At 43.8% G+C, this 15,383-nt stretch carries 11 protein-coding genes and 7 pseudogenes; 7 read left to right on the top strand and 11 right to left on the bottom strand.

Going from position 1 to position 15,383, the window contains the following annotated elements:
* The first annotated feature begins 10 nt into the window (after positions 1-10).
* The 5 genes from Xhom_RS01485 to xhpG all read left to right on the top strand — a co-directional run bounded on the left by Xhom_RS01485 (position 11) and on the right by xhpG (position 4,813).
* Positions 11-871, top strand: coding sequence for an SDR family NAD(P)-dependent oxidoreductase (locus Xhom_RS01485; RefSeq protein ID WP_069317108.1), 861 nt, complete (start codon positions 11-13; stop codon positions 869-871).
* Between the two features lie 33 nt (positions 872-904).
* Positions 905-1,765 carry a 3-amino-tetrahydro-pyrrolizinone reductase gene (gene xhpD / locus Xhom_RS01480; RefSeq protein ID WP_069317107.1) on the top strand — a complete coding sequence of 287 codons (861 nt, stop codon included), beginning with the start codon at positions 905-907 and terminating at the stop codon, positions 1,763-1,765.
* 94 nt (positions 1,766-1,859) lie between these two features.
* Complete coding sequence (locus Xhom_RS01475) at positions 1,860-2,660, top strand: hypothetical protein (RefSeq protein ID WP_069317106.1); 801 nt, start codon at positions 1,860-1,862, stop codon at positions 2,658-2,660.
* Positions 2,660-3,967 carry a phthiocerol/phthiodiolone dimycocerosyl transferase family protein gene (locus Xhom_RS01470; RefSeq protein ID WP_069317105.1) on the top strand — a complete coding sequence of 436 codons (1,308 nt, stop codon included), beginning with the start codon at positions 2,660-2,662 and terminating at the stop codon, positions 3,965-3,967. Before Xhom_RS01475 ends, Xhom_RS01470 begins: the two co-directional genes overlap by 1 nt.
* 45 nt (positions 3,968-4,012) lie before the next feature.
* Positions 4,013-4,813 (top strand): pyrrolizixenacetamide deacetylase, encoded by an 801-nt coding sequence (gene xhpG, locus Xhom_RS01465; RefSeq protein WP_069317104.1) that lies wholly within the window; start codon positions 4,013-4,015, stop codon positions 4,811-4,813.
* Between the two features lie 171 nt (positions 4,814-4,984).
* Here xhpG and Xhom_RS36260 read toward each other — a convergent pair.
* Positions 4,985-5,252, bottom strand: a pseudogene (locus tag Xhom_RS36260) (transposase); the annotation flags it as partial.
* Between the two features lie 92 nt (positions 5,253-5,344).
* Between Xhom_RS36260 and Xhom_RS01460 the strand changes: the two are divergent.
* A pseudogene (locus tag Xhom_RS01460) lies at positions 5,345-6,847 on the top strand (IS3 family transposase).
* Between the two features lie 514 nt (positions 6,848-7,361).
* Here the strand turns inward: Xhom_RS01460 and Xhom_RS45575 are convergent.
* The 3 genes and pseudogenes from Xhom_RS45575 to Xhom_RS01440 all read right to left on the bottom strand — a co-directional run bounded on the left by Xhom_RS45575 (position 7,362) and on the right by Xhom_RS01440 (position 8,715).
* Positions 7,362-7,457, bottom strand: a complete 96-nt coding sequence (locus Xhom_RS45575; RefSeq protein ID WP_084023341.1) for a hypothetical protein — start codon at positions 7,455-7,457, stop codon at positions 7,362-7,364.
* A 128-nt stretch (positions 7,458-7,585) separates the two neighbouring features.
* Positions 7,586-7,864 (bottom strand): annotated as a pseudogene (locus tag Xhom_RS45570) (IS1-like element transposase).
* 35 nt (positions 7,865-7,899) lie between these two features.
* A complete protein-coding gene (locus tag Xhom_RS01440) occupies positions 7,900-8,715 on the bottom strand; it encodes a helix-turn-helix transcriptional regulator (RefSeq protein ID WP_069317103.1) in 816 nt (271 codons plus the stop codon).
* Between the two features lie 359 nt (positions 8,716-9,074).
* Here Xhom_RS01440 and Xhom_RS36250 point away from each other — a divergent pair.
* A pseudogene (locus tag Xhom_RS36250) lies at positions 9,075-9,594 on the top strand (IS5 family transposase); the annotation flags it as partial.
* A gap of 558 nt (positions 9,595-10,152) precedes the next feature.
* On the opposite strand, the gene Xhom_RS01430 reads toward Xhom_RS36250, so the two are convergent.
* The 7 genes and pseudogenes from Xhom_RS01430 to Xhom_RS01410 form a co-directional block, all read right to left on the bottom strand.
* Positions 10,153-11,667 carry an MFS transporter gene (locus Xhom_RS01430; protein WP_084023337.1) on the bottom strand — a complete coding sequence of 505 codons (1,515 nt, stop codon included), beginning with the start codon at positions 11,665-11,667 and terminating at the stop codon, positions 10,153-10,155.
* Positions 11,668-11,953: 286 nt separating this feature from the next.
* Positions 11,954-12,142, bottom strand: a pseudogene (locus Xhom_RS01425) (IS5/IS1182 family transposase); the annotation flags it as partial.
* Entirely contained in the window at positions 12,111-12,254 is a 144-nt protein-coding gene (locus tag Xhom_RS48780; RefSeq protein WP_472574430.1) for a type I-E CRISPR-associated protein Cse1/CasA, read from the bottom strand. The pseudogene Xhom_RS01425 and the gene Xhom_RS48780, both read right to left, overlap by 32 nt.
* 62 nt (positions 12,255-12,316) lie before the next feature.
* A pseudogene (locus Xhom_RS48775) lies at positions 12,317-12,442 on the bottom strand (hypothetical protein); the annotation flags it as partial.
* 95 nt (positions 12,443-12,537) lie between these two features.
* Positions 12,538-12,981 (bottom strand): annotated as a pseudogene (gene casA, locus Xhom_RS42650) (type I-E CRISPR-associated protein Cse1/CasA); the annotation flags it as partial.
* Positions 12,982-13,016: 35 nt separating this feature from the next.
* Positions 13,017-15,230 carry a CRISPR-associated helicase Cas3' gene (gene cas3, locus Xhom_RS01415; RefSeq protein WP_232326121.1) on the bottom strand — a complete coding sequence of 738 codons (2,214 nt, stop codon included), beginning with the start codon at positions 15,228-15,230 and terminating at the stop codon, positions 13,017-13,019.
* 23 nt (positions 15,231-15,253) lie between these two features.
* A partial coding sequence (locus Xhom_RS01410) for an IS1 family transposase (RefSeq protein ID WP_244590775.1) occupies positions 15,254-15,383 on the bottom strand: 130 nt, incomplete at its 5' end.

The raw sequence follows: 15,383 nt of genomic DNA, 5'->3' as shown, positions 1-15,383 counted from the left end.
AGGTGATACCATGAATAAAAAAAGTATTTTGATTACTGGGGCATCATCAGGGCTTGGGTACGCTGCTGCTAGGAAGCTAGCGACTAATGGTTTTCACGTTTTAGCTGCAGTGCGAAGAAGACACGGCGTGTTTGACAAGATAGAAAATATTGAGGAGATAAAACTCGATATAACAGATGAACAGTCGGTAAAAGAATCCTTCTCCTATATTAAATCCAGGAACAAGGTTTATCCCTTGTGGGGAGTGGTCAACAACGCAGGAATTTGTATTCCTGGCCCCTTGGAACTTTTGCGTCCATCTGAACTACGCCGACAATTGGACACAAATGTTACTGGACATCTATTGGTTACACAATTTGCACTTCCATTTATTCGAAGCACTAAGGGAAGGATTATTAATGTCGCATCCGGACTTGGAAATATCGCAGTACCTTACTTAGGGGCTTATTCGATTGCACAATTTGCCAAGAGAGCATTTACTGATGTATTGCGCCGCGAATTGAGACATTCTGGTGTGTCCGTGAGTGTGGTACAACCAGGAAAAATTTATACGCCAATATGGGACAAATTTTCCACAATGGGCCAAGAGATTCTCGATCAATCAGTTGATAAGAAATGGAAGCTCTATGAAAAGTCATTTAAGAATTTCCTAATGCTTAACCAAGCTGAGGGATACTCATTTAAGTTAACTGAAGACGACTTCGCTCAAGTAATTCTTGATGTCTTGACGACCAACAAACCTGCCACTCATTACTATATAGGGGATGAAGAAAAAGATTTTGTTGAAAAATCGCGAACATTGACCGTATCTGAAGTGGATGAATGGTTCGATTTGCAGTCTCCAACGGCAGAAGAATTCGAGAAAGTTTAGCTTAATAGCTTCATAAATGAGAAAGGTAATTTTATGACAAGAAAAAGTATATTGGTAACTGGTGCATCGTCAGGTCTAGGTTATGCAGCTGTTCAAAAACTCGCAGAGAATGGTTTTTACGTCTTCGCTGCAGTACGAGAAATACGCGGCATGTTTAGTAATATAAAAAATATTAAGGAACTGAAGTTAGATTTGGCAAATGAACAGTCAATCGAAGAGCTCTTTATTTACATTGAAGCTACACAAAAGGATTATCCTTTGTGGGGGTTAGTCAATAATGCTGGAATTTGTGTTCCTAGCCCCTTGGAACTTCTGAGGGAGTTTGATTTGCGTCAGCAATTGGATACAAATGTTATTGGGCAGTTATTAGTTACGCAGTTCGCACTTCCGTTTATTCGAAAATCTAAGGGCAGAATTATTAACATAACATCTGGTCTTGGGAGTATTGCAGTACCCTATTTGGGAGCTTATTCGATTGCTCAATTTGCTAAGATGGCGTTTACCGATGTGTTACGACGGGAACTGAAGCATTCTGGAGTAACGGTCAGTGTAGTACAGCCTGGCGCGATTTATACGCCAATCTGGGATAAATTCTTAGTAACTGGACAGGAAATATTAGATAACTCACTTGATGAAAAACGGAAAATTTATGAAAGATCATTTATAGAGTTTCTGAAGGCTAGTCAGATAGGTGTCAACTCAGTGAAAACAACTAGAAACGATTTTGCAAAAGTTATTCTTGATATATTTAAGGCTGAAATACCCGAGACTCATTATTATGTTGGAGATGATGCTAAAAATTTTTCTAATAAATCAAAAATATTAACTGTGACTGAAATAGATGAGTGGTTCGATTTACAGTCGCCAACGGAGTCTGAATTCAAGAAAATTTAGGATACTAGTTTTATTTCACAACCGTATATTGAAATGGCGTGACAAGTATACCGGAAAATATCACGGTATACTTTATGTTATAAGGAAACAAATCATGCTTGAAACATTCCAAATATGGTCATTTAAATCCTTATGCCTTGTTATACGAATGGATTTCGTCTTTGGGAATACGTGTGCGGCTTCTGCACCATTGAGACTTGCTTCTTCAGTTAGTCTTATTGGGATTATTCATTCATATAGGTATCCAAAATTATCAAAAGACTATGTTATAGCTATTGCTTATACTGAAAATTTGATGATTGTTTGTGTCACTTACTCACTTTCTTCTTTATTGATGAGCTTAGATATTGAAACTGTTTTTAAGCAACAGGGTCTTGAACGTATGGTTCAAAAGATCATGATAGAGAAAAAATTACATTTGTCCCATAACTTGAGCAGTAACGATGTTGTGACTTTTTCTTATTTTTGTTTCTCCATTGAGGAGCCTTTTTTTAAAGTATTTCTATCAATTTTGTATATATTCATAGGGTTTTCAGAGTATGAACTGATTGCGAGGAATAATGATAATAGAAGTAAAAGTTTTTATCTACGATTGATGTGTTCAAGTATTGATAGTCAGTTTGGGTATAGTGTTATTTATAAAAGGGTATGGAAATTTCATAAGAAAAACAGTATTACTATAGTTACTCCTATTCCGTGGATTCTCTATGTAGCCTGTAAAAAGTTCCCTATCGTTAGTTCATTCTATAAAGATAATATATCTTCAGCATTAGCGATTTCGGAAAACCATCGACCTTTTATGTTTCCCATGTCAATTCACCCAAACCCTATTCTCCCTCTAACTAGGTTTACGCACAATAAGCCAGTTGACATTAATATTTTTGGAGATGATTGATGCCTAATATACATCGCCCACTTTCTGCTGTGGAACGCTGGTACTGGATCTGCGACCAGTTTTCTACCTTAAATGTTATCTCTCGGGTTCGCGTATATGGCGAACTATGCTATGAAACTCTACGTTATGCTCTTGACGAACTACAGGCACGACATCCCTTGCTGCGAGCGAAGGTTGAACATGATAAAGGCCTTAACCCCAGATGGTTACCTATTCATCAACCAATTCCCTTACGGAAGGTATATTGTGAGCGGGACGACCAATGGATACATGAAATCAATGAACGGGAATTGTTAGAACGAATTGATCCAGATACAGGCCCGCTTATCCGAGTTGTGGTTATAAGTGATCCAAATGGAATACATGATTTATTGGTCACTGTTGCTCACACTATTGCTGATGGTACTACAGTACTTTCTCTGGCTGAGCAGTGGCTTACGTTGGCAAGCGGCTCTACAACTATAAAAGGAACAAATCGTGTTCTTGCTTCTGTAGAAGAGTTGCGGCCACCACAATTTATCGGCGATGAGGGGGATAAGCGTCTCGCCGAGCAAAATGCCGGCGACACAGAATTGATAGCTCAGTGTAAACCGGGGCGAGTAAAGCCGAGTGTGATGATTCCGTTCGAATTGCGTCAGAGCCAGCTGCTACATCGAGAGTTGAACGAGGATGAGCTTGATGCTGTGATTCAGGTATCTCGTAGACATAAAACAACAGTGCATGGAGCATTGACTGCGGCATTGGTGTTGGCTGTAGCACATGATGCTAATTTCCAATCAAATTATTTTGCTGTTGGATCACCAGTAAACTTCCGAGGTGAATTGTTGCCTCCAGTTCGTTCAGATGAGGTCGGTTCCTATGTTGCTACGGTGCTGTCAATAGTAGATTATTCACTCCCATTCTGGGATATCGCTCGTTCGATCACTACCGACCTTTCAGAACGTAGGCTGCATGGTCACCATTTCAATTTGCTGACAATGATTGTTGCTAATGCTCCACAGTCTATAGCAGATGCACGGGCATTTATGGAGTTTATGGAGGCAGAAGGGCCAATTAACTTGGTTTCTTCCAATCTTGGCCTCTTCCCATTTCCCAACCAGATAGGAGAATGGAAACTTTCTGATGCACAGTTTTTGTCTGGCATATCAGTAAATGGTTATTTTGTTGCGACTATTAACTCTAGTCATAAACGGCTGTTTTGGAACTTTACCTACATTAAAAACTTAATACCGGAAAATCGTGCAGAATTTTTGGCTGATAACTGCCTTCGTTTTTTGCGGACAGCTATCGGCAAATTAACTAATTGATAACGATAGTTGTGATTAGCAGAACAATAGTTGAGGAGCTTGGTTATGAATAAAGTTAAAGTTGGCGATGCTCAGGTGTCCTATTGTATTGATGGGAAAGGACCAGGATTAGTGTTGGTGCATGGGACAGGTGGAGATTCGGAAACAAATTGGGGCCATCTTATGCCCGCCTTGACTAATGATTGGACTGTTGTTCGGCCTGATTATTCTGGTTCAGGGATAACAAGTGACGAGGGAAAACAGCTTGAAGTGAAAGAAATAGCTGCTCAAGTGGTAGCAGCAGCTGAGGCTGCGAGAGTTGTCCCTTTTGATCTTGTTGGTTTCTCACTTGGATCAGCGGTTGTGATAGCTATAGCTGCCGATTATCCGCATCTAGTTAGACGGATTGTTCTTCTCGGTGCTTTTCTTTCTAGTAGAGATATCCGGCAAAAAACACAGTTCGAATTATGGCGAGACCTTATCCGTACAGATCGGGCAGCTTTATCACGACTAATTTTATTAACAGGATTTAGCCCTGATTTTATTTCAAAGCAAGGTCATGATGGAGTTTCAGTTATTATCAATTCTTTTGTTTCAGAAATAAACTGGGAGGGGATGGCTCGCCAGGTTGAACTCGACCTTTCTATTGATGTATCTGAAGCTGCACGTAGAATTGAAAAGCCCACTCTTGTTATTGGATGCTCACATGACCATATTGTACCCTCATCACAGGCAAAATCTGTTGTTAGGATTATTCGAGGGGCTCAATATACTGAGCTTCATACGGGGCATCTTGCACATATAGAGAATCCTGAGGAGTTTATTTTACTTTTACGTAGTTTTCTTTTGTCGGAGGATGTGCCTTAACTATCATTAGAATAAGTTTCGGTCTAGGGGATAACGGTTATACTCTATAACCACCTCCCCATTATTTTTTATTGTCAGCGGTTTTAAACCGCTGACAAGCTTCGTTGAAAATAACAGAGCGGAGTTTATTTCTTTCATGGTGAATAATCATGTCCCCATTTTGGACTCTCACTAAAACATCATTTTAGCTCTTGCTACTTTGTATATTTCCACTATCCAGAGATAAAAACAACAAAGTATCGTGATCAGCAACGCTATCTTATTGATATTTTTGGTCGATTGCCACTAATAGACATTGTGCCTGAACTTTTCGTAAATTACGAAAACGAATACACCAGTGCCCATTATACTACTTTACATCCGCAAAACTGTGTTCTATTGTCTCCCTTTGTCATTTGTAGACCCTTTTATCCCATGGGGTTAATCGGTTTTCTTTGGCTTAATCTTTACTGCCCTCCAGAATACTTTCTCTGTCAGGATTGTTGTCACCCCCATTAAAATGACTTATGGGATAACGAGGACAACCTATCCATGACTAAGATTTCACCCGAACGTAAATCCGCTGCATTGGCTAAATTACTGCCCCTTTTAACATGCCCGTCGCCGCTGTGGCTCAAATGGAAGGCATATCAGAAGCCACATTGTATAATTGGCGTAATCAGGCAAAAGCAGAGGGGAACCCGTGTCGGGCGCAGACAAAACCACAGCACAATGGCCCGCTGAAGCCAGACTGGCCGTCATCATTGAAACAGCCACGCTCAGCGCCGCAGAGCTGGCCGAATATTGCCGTCAGAAAGGGCTTTACCGGAGCAAATTCAGCAATGGAAGCAGACTTTTTTACAGGTGCCCGACCGGGATGAAAAAGCGGCGCTGAAACAGAGCCAGAAAGAAAATAAACACCTGAAACGTGAACTGGCCTGCAAGGACAAATCCCTGGCGGAGGCGGCAGCGATACTGGTCCTGCGAAAGACATTGCAGGCACACTTCGGGACGGACAGCGAGGAAGACTAACTGGTATTGCTGACCGTCAGGCCATTATCAATGGGGTACATAGTGCGGTGGAAGCTGGCGCTCGGTTAACGATATCCCTGAAAGAAGTCCCGTTGAGTCTGCGCACATGGCGGCGCTGGCAGAAAAACCGGGAAGATAAGCGACCATCCGCGGTCAGGCCAACCCCGGCTCATCGGTTAAGTGCACAGGAAGAGCAGCAGATACTGGCCGTGTGCCATCAGCCGGAATATGCCAGCCTGCCGCCCTCGCAAATCGTCCCACGTTTGGCGGATCTATCTGGCGAGCGAATCCACGTTTTACCGGGTATTACGTCGTCATGGCGAAGCCCACCGTCGTGGACGGCAATATGCCGCGCAGAAGAAGGTGCAACCGACGACCTGGAAGGCATCAGGTCCGAATCAGCTTTGGAGTTGGGACATCACGTGGTGTGCGTCATAGGTGAAAGGTCGCTGGTTCTACTGATACCTGATTGAAGATGTGTACAGCAGAAAAATTGTGGGTTACGAGGTGCATGAATGCGAGAGTGGTGAACTGGCGGCTAACTTGATACAGCGGAGTGTCTTGCGGGAGCGTTGTTATCGCCATCTCCTGATTTTGCACACGGATAACGGAGCGGCAATGAAATCACAGACCTTGCAGGTCAAATTGCAGGAGTTGAATATTACGCCCTCTCACAGTCGTCCCCGGGTCAGCAATGATAATGCGTATGCAGAATCGCTGTTCCGCACCTTGAAATATATCCCGGCATGGACGGAAAAAGGGTTCAACACACTGGCTGAAGCCCGGGACTGGACGGAGCGATTTACGCATTATTACAACACGGAACATCGTCACAGCAGGATACGCTATGTTACGCCATCACAACGGCACAGAGGGGAAGATAAGGAACTATTAATGAAACGCGATGCGGTTTATCGAGCCGCCCAGTTATCCCGTCCGGAACGCTGGTCAGGTAAGACAAGGAACTGGCAACCTGTTGGTGCGGTAACACTGAATTCGGAACGAGAAAAACAGGCAACTTAAACCAACCCAAGGTGCCAACAATATTGACAATTACCGGCGTAAATATCAGTGATGATGCCAATTTTTACGTCTATAGTACGGTAGTCAAAGTAAAAGAATCCTCTTAGTTTATTGAGTCAGTGCATAAATTAGCTTTCCGGTTAGGTGGTACTAACCTTTGTCTATCTTCACTGTTCCTTAAGGGTTAGCTTCAGGCTTTTTTTCCAGTGGCCGCCCAGTCATTATTGAAGACTTAATAAGGTGGTCACCCTTACCCTGCAGGAGTATGTTGACAGGGTGATTTTTGTTACAAGGGGCCATCGCCATGAATAACATTTTGTATCAGCACGTCGGTAGGCACGGCAGTGATAAAACAGATCTCAACGATATTGGCCGAGAATGCACTTTCTTAAAATAAAGTATCGGATAAAAAATAGCACTTTTTGTCAAATAGCACTTTGTCAATAAGCTGAAACCATCTGCTGTAGGTAGCTTTTTACAGAAGCGCTATTATATTCTTGGATTAGTCATGACTCTAAAGGGGTGTAATGATGTTTTTCAATATAGGCGCCAATAAGTTGAGCAATTTTCGGCAAGGTGCATCCGTTCGGGGGCCAAAGACATGGACTATGACTTGTTTCCTTTTCGTATCAAACGCATACTAAAGCCAATGACGTTGTTTTTTATTGCCTACAAAAGACCCTTGCTCATCCCATTCACAGATAAGGGTGACATCGTCATAAGCGGTCTGTCGCGATGTTACTTGTGTTGGCGAGATTTTTTTAATATCCGCATTACCGTATTGATACCGAGACCTAACACACGGCCGGTGTCTCACACACTAGAGCCATTCATCGCCATATCCACAATTTTTTCTTTCATACCCGGTTTATGGCCGTGGTAACGATAGTGGAGTTGAAAGGTTCTTTGGCAGTCTTTGCAATAGTAGCGAGGGAAGCCTGCCTTACCTGTTCCGTGTTTGCGTACAGGTTCAGCTTGGTCGCAATATCGACAAGTCACTTCTATTGTTACAGTCATGATGATGTCCCATTAAAAAGTGCAGGAATATCAAATTAACGCTTTGAAGTCATGACCAATTTCTTTTTGAAGTGGACGATCATTTTTAAATGGCGATGTTCGTCGACGATAAGCATTTCGTGAACATACTCCGATTTTTCATCATCTTCATCAGAGATGATAGAGAATCCACGGCTATAGCTTTCTATGCTTGGTTGCTCGGTCCAGCGCCGGAAGTCTGATGATAATTCCTTTAATTCAGTAACTAGCGATAGCATGTCTGACTCGTTTGGTACAGATGCCAAATCCCTACGAAACTGTGAGAGTAACTTTGGCGCATCTTCATGCCACGCAGGTAGGCGGCAACGAAACTCAGGATCGGTAAATACCATGCGGATAATATTGCGGTTGACTTGTTTGAGGCTAGAGAAGCCAAATAAGTGGTCAGCTAAGGTATTCCAAGCAATAATATCCCAACGGAGGTTGATAACATAGGCAGGCCGTACAGTTATATCGGCTAGCAGTTGTTGAATCAATGGGCTAACGGAAGGCCATTGCCACGCTTCTGGTGGTGGTGGACGTCGGTGAGCTAAAAGGAACAGGTGACTACACTCTATATCGTTCAGCTTTAGGGCCTTAGCAACCTTGAGAAGGAAATCCTCTGATACTTGAATGTCTCGACCCTGTTCAAACCATGTATACCAAGTGAGCCCGACCCCTGCTAGTGCAGCTACTTCCTCTCGTCGTAGCCCAGCTGTACGGCGACGACCCGTAGTAGATAAGCCGACATCAGTTGGCTTGAGCTTTGTTCTGTGATGTATCAGGAAATTTGAGAGATCACCTCGTGTACGAGCTAGAGTTCTATCGCTCAAGGGTATTACTCCTTATAATAGGATAATAACCTATACTATAACATTATCGGTAAGTGTCAAGGTAGTTGGTATTCCTTGCTAATTTAAGTGTTCTGTTTTTTTCTGCCCCGAATATTAGGGTTTATTGACGTTTTGTGAGGGAAATTTGAACAGCATGATGATCTGGTATCACTGTCTTCGCGAAAAAAACATTATCCTGGACCATCATGCTAAGAACCATGTTATCAAGTTTTCTTTGGAATAAGCTAGTTGTATTGATGCAACAAAGTGGACTTGTATATTACAAAAAAGAACATTACTTGACTTTCGAGGGGATCTTTTATCGCATGCGAACAGGTTGTCCCTAGCGGGATTAGCTCCCCGATTATGGCGGCTGGAAAAATATTCACCGTCGATTTTGCCGGTGGCGGGATAAAGGCATGTGGGAGGAGCTACTCGAACAATTGATATTGGAACCGGATTTCGAGTGGTTGATGATTGATGCCAGTCACATTAAGGTTCACCTTCATGCGGCAGGTGCAAAAGGCGGTAACCAAGAGATGGGATACACAAAAGGGGGCTCAGCACCAAGATACATTTGGGCGTGGATGTGCATGGTATGCCGCTCAGAGTACTTATTACAAGCGGGACCGCAGCGGATTGCTCACAGGCTGAGACCTTAATTGCGGGAATGGAAGCCGAATATTTGTTAGCGGATAGAGAGGTTATGACAATAACACCCTTGTGGAACAAGCTGAGCTACAGGGAATGCAGGTTCAAATTCCCAGCCGAAAAAATCGTCGGGTAAAATGGGAATATGACAGGGAACTTTACCGACATCGGCATTTGGTTGAAAATGCGTTCCTTCATCTTAAACGCTGGCGTGGTATAGCAACGCGATGATAGGCGAAAAATAGTCAGTCTTTCCTCGCCGCCAGTCTGACCAATGTAAAATCTGTTCTATTATCCCTCCCGTTTTTTCCGTAAGCTACTGTCAAAGTTGATGAAAAGAACGGGAGAGAACTTAACTCAGCTCCTCCCTTGGTCAGATTGGCGACGACGGCATCAATATCGGGCGCAACAATGTCACCATCGCCGCCAGGGAGATTGTCTGTTTACAGAGCAGTTACGACTGTAGTAATAGTCAGTACCATTTTCTGAGTATCGTTTGCTGCACCAGAGTGGTAGCATATTCACCACTTTGGTTTCCATGAACTTCATAATCCACGATGTATTCTTCAGGGACGTACGCCTAAGTGGACTTCTTTCAAAAGCAATAATCCAAATATTCTTTAACGTAGGGTGGCCTTACTGGATAGTTTCTATAAGTTTTTCTGTTTAGAAATAAAGCCTCCGTTCTGGAGGCATTGGGAAAAATTAGTTCGATTCAGGGAATAATTGTTTGCAGCTTACCTTTCTTACTAACGTTTAGCTTGATCATAACGTTGGTAAACATTACTACTTATCATCATAGATTCCAATACGGTGCAAAGTGATAGCCGCTAATATGGCGAGGATTGCAATACTGAGTGCGCTTATTGCAGCTGCGGTATGAAATCCTGCAGTGAACGCTGTTTGAGCTTCTATCAATAAACCAACGGGTAGTTCTGATGCTACAGATGAGGCTGACCACAGACTATCACTGACAATGTCTCGCATATTTCTTGTAAGGTTATCAGGAATCTGGTCGAGCATAGTGTAGCGATAGACTGCACTAGCGATACTGCCAAGTACAGCGATACCAAGGGAAACACCAAGATCCTGTACAGTTTCAGTCATTGCTGAAGCTGATCCTGCTTTCTCTGGTGGAGCCGATCCAACCACAAGCTCAGTGCCTAGGGCAGCAATTGTACCATTTCCAAGATAGGCTAGAGCGAGGCCGACAACAGCAATCATTACGTCGTATGTGCCGTTACCCAGTTGAGTAAACATAAGATAGCCTACAGCCGATAAACCAAGTGAACCAGCAACTACGAAGCCTGGCCGAATATATCTAGTAGCTAGAGGTGATGCTATGCCTCCTATGATCATAGCTAATGCAGCTAGTCCCATCCATAAACCAGCTATAAAAGGAGAGTATCCAACCACTAATTGCAGATATTGGGCGACGAGCAACATCGCTCCTCCAACGGCTACTAGGCCAACTAACAGCACGATTAGTGCTACTGAGAAAACTCGGTTGGTAAAGAGTGTCATATCGAGTAAAGGATCGGTAAGCTGGCGTTGCCGTTTTACGAACAGAAAGGCAAAGATTGTTCCCACCACTATTGCAATAATTGTATCTAGGGTAATGCCATATTTAGCGAGCTGTTTGATACCATAGATCATTGGTAATATAGCGGTAAGTGAAAGCGCGACACTAAACAGATCTAATCTTCCGCTATTCGGTGCCTTATACTCGGGTAATAAGAATGGACCTAAGATAAGCAGCAGGCCAACAACAGGAACCGCGATAAGAAAGGCTGCCCCCCACCAAAATTGCTCTAGTAATGCTCCTCCCACAACTGGTCCCAGCGCATAGCCAACTCCGAACATTGTTGCCCATATACCGAATCCGAGAGCACGTTGACGCGGATCGGAGAATAAGTTGCTAATTAATGCCAAAGTTGAAGGCATCAACGTTGCGCCTGCGATACCAAGTGCTGCTCGTGCAGCGATGAGTATGGAAGCATTGGCGGAAAATGCTGCGATTACAGAGGCAATAGCAAAAGCAGTTGCACCGATCAATAGCAGTTTACGGCGGCCAATACGATCACCTAATGTACCCATTGTGATAAGAAAGCCCGCAATTAGGAAGCCATAAGCATCCATAATCCAAAGGGCCTGTGTACTTGTTGGCTGTAAATCAATTGCTAGTACTGGCAGAGTTAGATGTAACAAGGTCAGATCGAGTCCGAGCAGGATAGTTGGGAGAGAGAGAAGTGCGAGTCCAGCCCATTCGCGCAGACCAGCCCGTTTCGCATCTTTATGCATACATTTACCCGACGTTTTAACGATATCTGAAAGATTATTATGTGTCACAAAAATACCTCCAGTTTTATTTAAATATTAATTAAGTAAGTCACACATATATTCGGAGTAATGCCATCTCATGACAATATAGCTATTTATCCTATTACTATTGGCAATGGTGTGGATGATCGTGGGCTTAGTAGTATTAAGGACAAGTTGTCAGAGTTTTTGACAAGACATAGAAAGAACCTGTCTTTAACAATGTTGAGCTGTCTTTCAGTCGGAGTTACAGTACTATATGGTATCGTCATGAAATTTTCAGCCAGAGCATGAGACAACGGATTTGAACGGCGGCGAGGAAAGACTGACTATTTTTCGCCTATCATCGCGTTGCTATACCACGCCAGCGTTTAAGATGAAGGAACGCATTTTCAACCAAATGCCGATGTCGGTAAAGTTCCCTGTCATATTCCCGTTTTACCCGACGATTTTTTCGGATTCCATCGATAGGGCGTTAAGGGGTGTTTCCAAGTGCCAGAGTAATTGTTGCCATAGTTTTGAGTGCGATAACCAGAAACAGACTGGTTGGTTGCCCCGTTAATTGGCAAGTGGCTGGTTTATCGTCTATTTCCAGACAAATCCGTCGTGGCATTGCCCAATACATATGCAGCTCATGCACATTATGGGCGTAGATTTCTGTACCTGCTTTTTGGCTGGTATGAGTTTTACCCAGCCACGGAAAAATATCTGAACTACTGAGATCAGGGTCTGAGTGAGACCAACGTTCTCTATTAATGACGTTGAGCCAAAGTTTTTGCCATAGTGAAGCGCCCAGTTTTGTAGCTGAATTAACGTTGTCAACGGGCCGCCGCCTCGTAACCCGACATTGCCGGCAGGGGCGTTAATCTGTAATGTGAAGAGGGCAATGGCGGCCATTTCAGGGGAAATCACTTCACATTTACCGCGTTTGATAAAGTGGTCGGTATTATCCTTTAATGTTTTTTCACCAGGTGATTCAATTAGTAATCCTGAAATGCTGGTGGATTTTCTTTCAGCTAATGAATCAAAATCCTGCATAAACAGCGGGCCATCTCCTATCAGATTGAAGGCATGTTCCACGCGATTAAAAGCGGTCTGCAAATCTGCTTGTGTGGGGGCTTGCTCATAAAAGTCATGCCACTCGTATTTATCTTCGGGAGCAAAAACTGTTTGCAGCAAGCCAATTGCCAGTTGGTAAACCGCTCCCTGAAAATCTGACCGTGGCAGGGAAAAATCCATCACGGCGGGATCGCAAATTGCCGCCAGCGGCAGCTTTTCCTCACTGCCGTTTCTCATTCTAAAAGTCAGCCATGCGTCTTTAACGAGATTCATCACGCCTCCTGCTTAGGGTGTTCATAAAAACCCATGTTGGGATCGTAAATAAAATTGGGATCAAGCTCAGGCAGCCAGATTTGCAGGTATTTGACGGCTTTGAATTTCTCCTGTAATCGTTCCACTGCCTGGGAAAGAGACTCTGGTACAGGTTGCAACTTATCGGCAAACTTATTTTTTGAGATTTTGACGGTACTGAGTTGAACGGGGAACTTTTCATCATTTATCCACGGTATCAGCTCACCGCTTTCGGTCAGTTTGACCAGCAGTACGCTTACCGTTTCGATGTCGCTAAGTCGGGTGCTGATCTCCCGGTCATCGTCATACCAGCCATCAGCACTGCGTTTACTATATTCATAGCGCTGCCATTGTAGGACTTGCGATCGCGCGATGGCGTCTTTACTACGGCCTTCCGCTATTTCTTCATTATCCTTGGCTCTGAGTGCATCGGGAATTTGCTTATCGGCATCTTCACCATAAACCGCTTCGATCAAAGTTCGAGCCTCGGCTGGCATACAAATAGCTCCCAAGCGCCGCAGTTCGCGCAGGCCAAGCCATAAACGTCCGCCTGAACGATAAATATATTGGGTATTGCGGAAATCTTTGCTCAGCCAATCAGTTTTAGGTTGATCGTCCCATTCTGGTGCATGGAGATATAACTCAGGAGCAGCGCGATAGTCGGTGATGCCTTTCTGATATTTTCCATTTGCATCGCGGGTATGGCGGTGCAGGCGACCAACCCGCTGGATCAAATCATCGATTGGGCAGATATCAGAGATCATTACATCGGTATCTGCATCCAGACTTTCCTGAAACACCTGCGTTGTAATCAGGATCGTTCCTTGTCGATCCTCCTGTGTGCTTTTTTTGCCAAATATATCCAGTACACGGTTTTCGATTGTTTTTCGGTCATACAAAATAAAGCGGCTGTGGAATAACAGACAATTTTCCGGCTTATCCATCTGCGACTGAATAAGCTGGAAGGCTTGCAGAGCATCATTCACGGAGTTGCGAACCCAAACCACGCATTGCCCATTTTGAGCGGCGTTCAGGGCGATTTGTACACACTCATCCAGATGGTTCACTGTTTTCACCGCGACGGTACGGCTGACATCCGCACGACTGTGCAAGGGAGTCTCAATAAGCGGGCTTTCTGGGTTTAATATGATTTGAGTTGCCAGTGGAAAGGCAGTTTCCTGCAATTTTTGTGGAGGTATTCCTCTGTCGGATAACCAAATATCCACCAGCCGTTGACGCTGTTTTAAAGAGAGTGTGGCGGTCAGTAATACCACGGAACCCCCTTGATGCAGGTGCAGGCTCAGCAGACTTTCCAGCAACGCAAACATGTAGTCATCCGCGGCGTGTACCTCATCGAAGATCAACACCTTACGATTTAGCCCGATCAACCGGAGTGACTGGTATTTTCTCGGTAAAACCGCAAGCAAGGCCTGATCAATAGTGCCTACGCTAACTGATGCCAATAAAGCCTTTTTGTTAGAGTCAGCCAGCCATTGATGGCACTGCGCTGTTGCGGTGGTATCGTCTCTGGTGTAATCGCTGTCGTTGTGTTTTGAGGTCAGGATGATGTCTTGGAAATCATCATTCATCTCACGTGCGCCATGAGCGAGAACGAGACTGGGTTGTTTGCCGTTTTTTCCCTCGAACATTTTAAGATAGTGTTTGGCGATTCGGCCAAACATAGCGTTGGATGTTGCCATTGTCGGCAGGCCAAAATAGAAGCCGTCCGCAGCACCGGCCTGCATCAAGCGATGAGTCAGGGCAAGGGCAGCTTCTGTTTTGCCTGCTCCGGTTACATCTTCCAGAATAAAAAGTTGTGGGGAATCATCAATCGGGACTTCTTCAGCCCATTTTTGTAATGGAGTTGGAGCGAAGTGGTAATATTTTTGGATAGAGGTATAAGGAGATATTACCGGAGTGTTATGGATATCAATGTCATTCAGGGCAATCTGAGCTTGTTTTTGGGTAAGCTGCCAATATTCTGCCAGTGAAAGAGCTTTGGTCTGATAACGGAAATGATAACTGTCAGAGCCTATCCAATCTGCCAGCACCACAATACCGGCAAGTTGCCAGCTCACTTGTTTCAGGCGGCGCTGCCACTCTTTTGACAGTAATTTTTCCAGTGGTAGATGAGGTTGAAAAAGTTTAAGCAGCTCATGGGTAAATGCTGTTGCATCATCAATATTTTGGGTCATGTATTAAATAGTTAGATTGAATATCAAAAATAGTACTCACGCTCAATAAAAGTTCCTATCACCTTATCGTGCATTTCTTCGGATTTTGAATAACTGATAGTTTTTCTATTCAGTCTTTTTACTCGAGTACGCTGAGTTAAATTCGTTCTCTCT

Source organism: Xenorhabdus hominickii (genome assembly GCF_002632725.1).
GTDB lineage: Bacteria > Pseudomonadota > Gammaproteobacteria > Enterobacterales > Enterobacteriaceae > Xenorhabdus > Xenorhabdus hominickii.
Note: the sequence above shows the minus strand (reverse complement) of the source record. Positions and strands in the feature narration are given on the sequence as shown.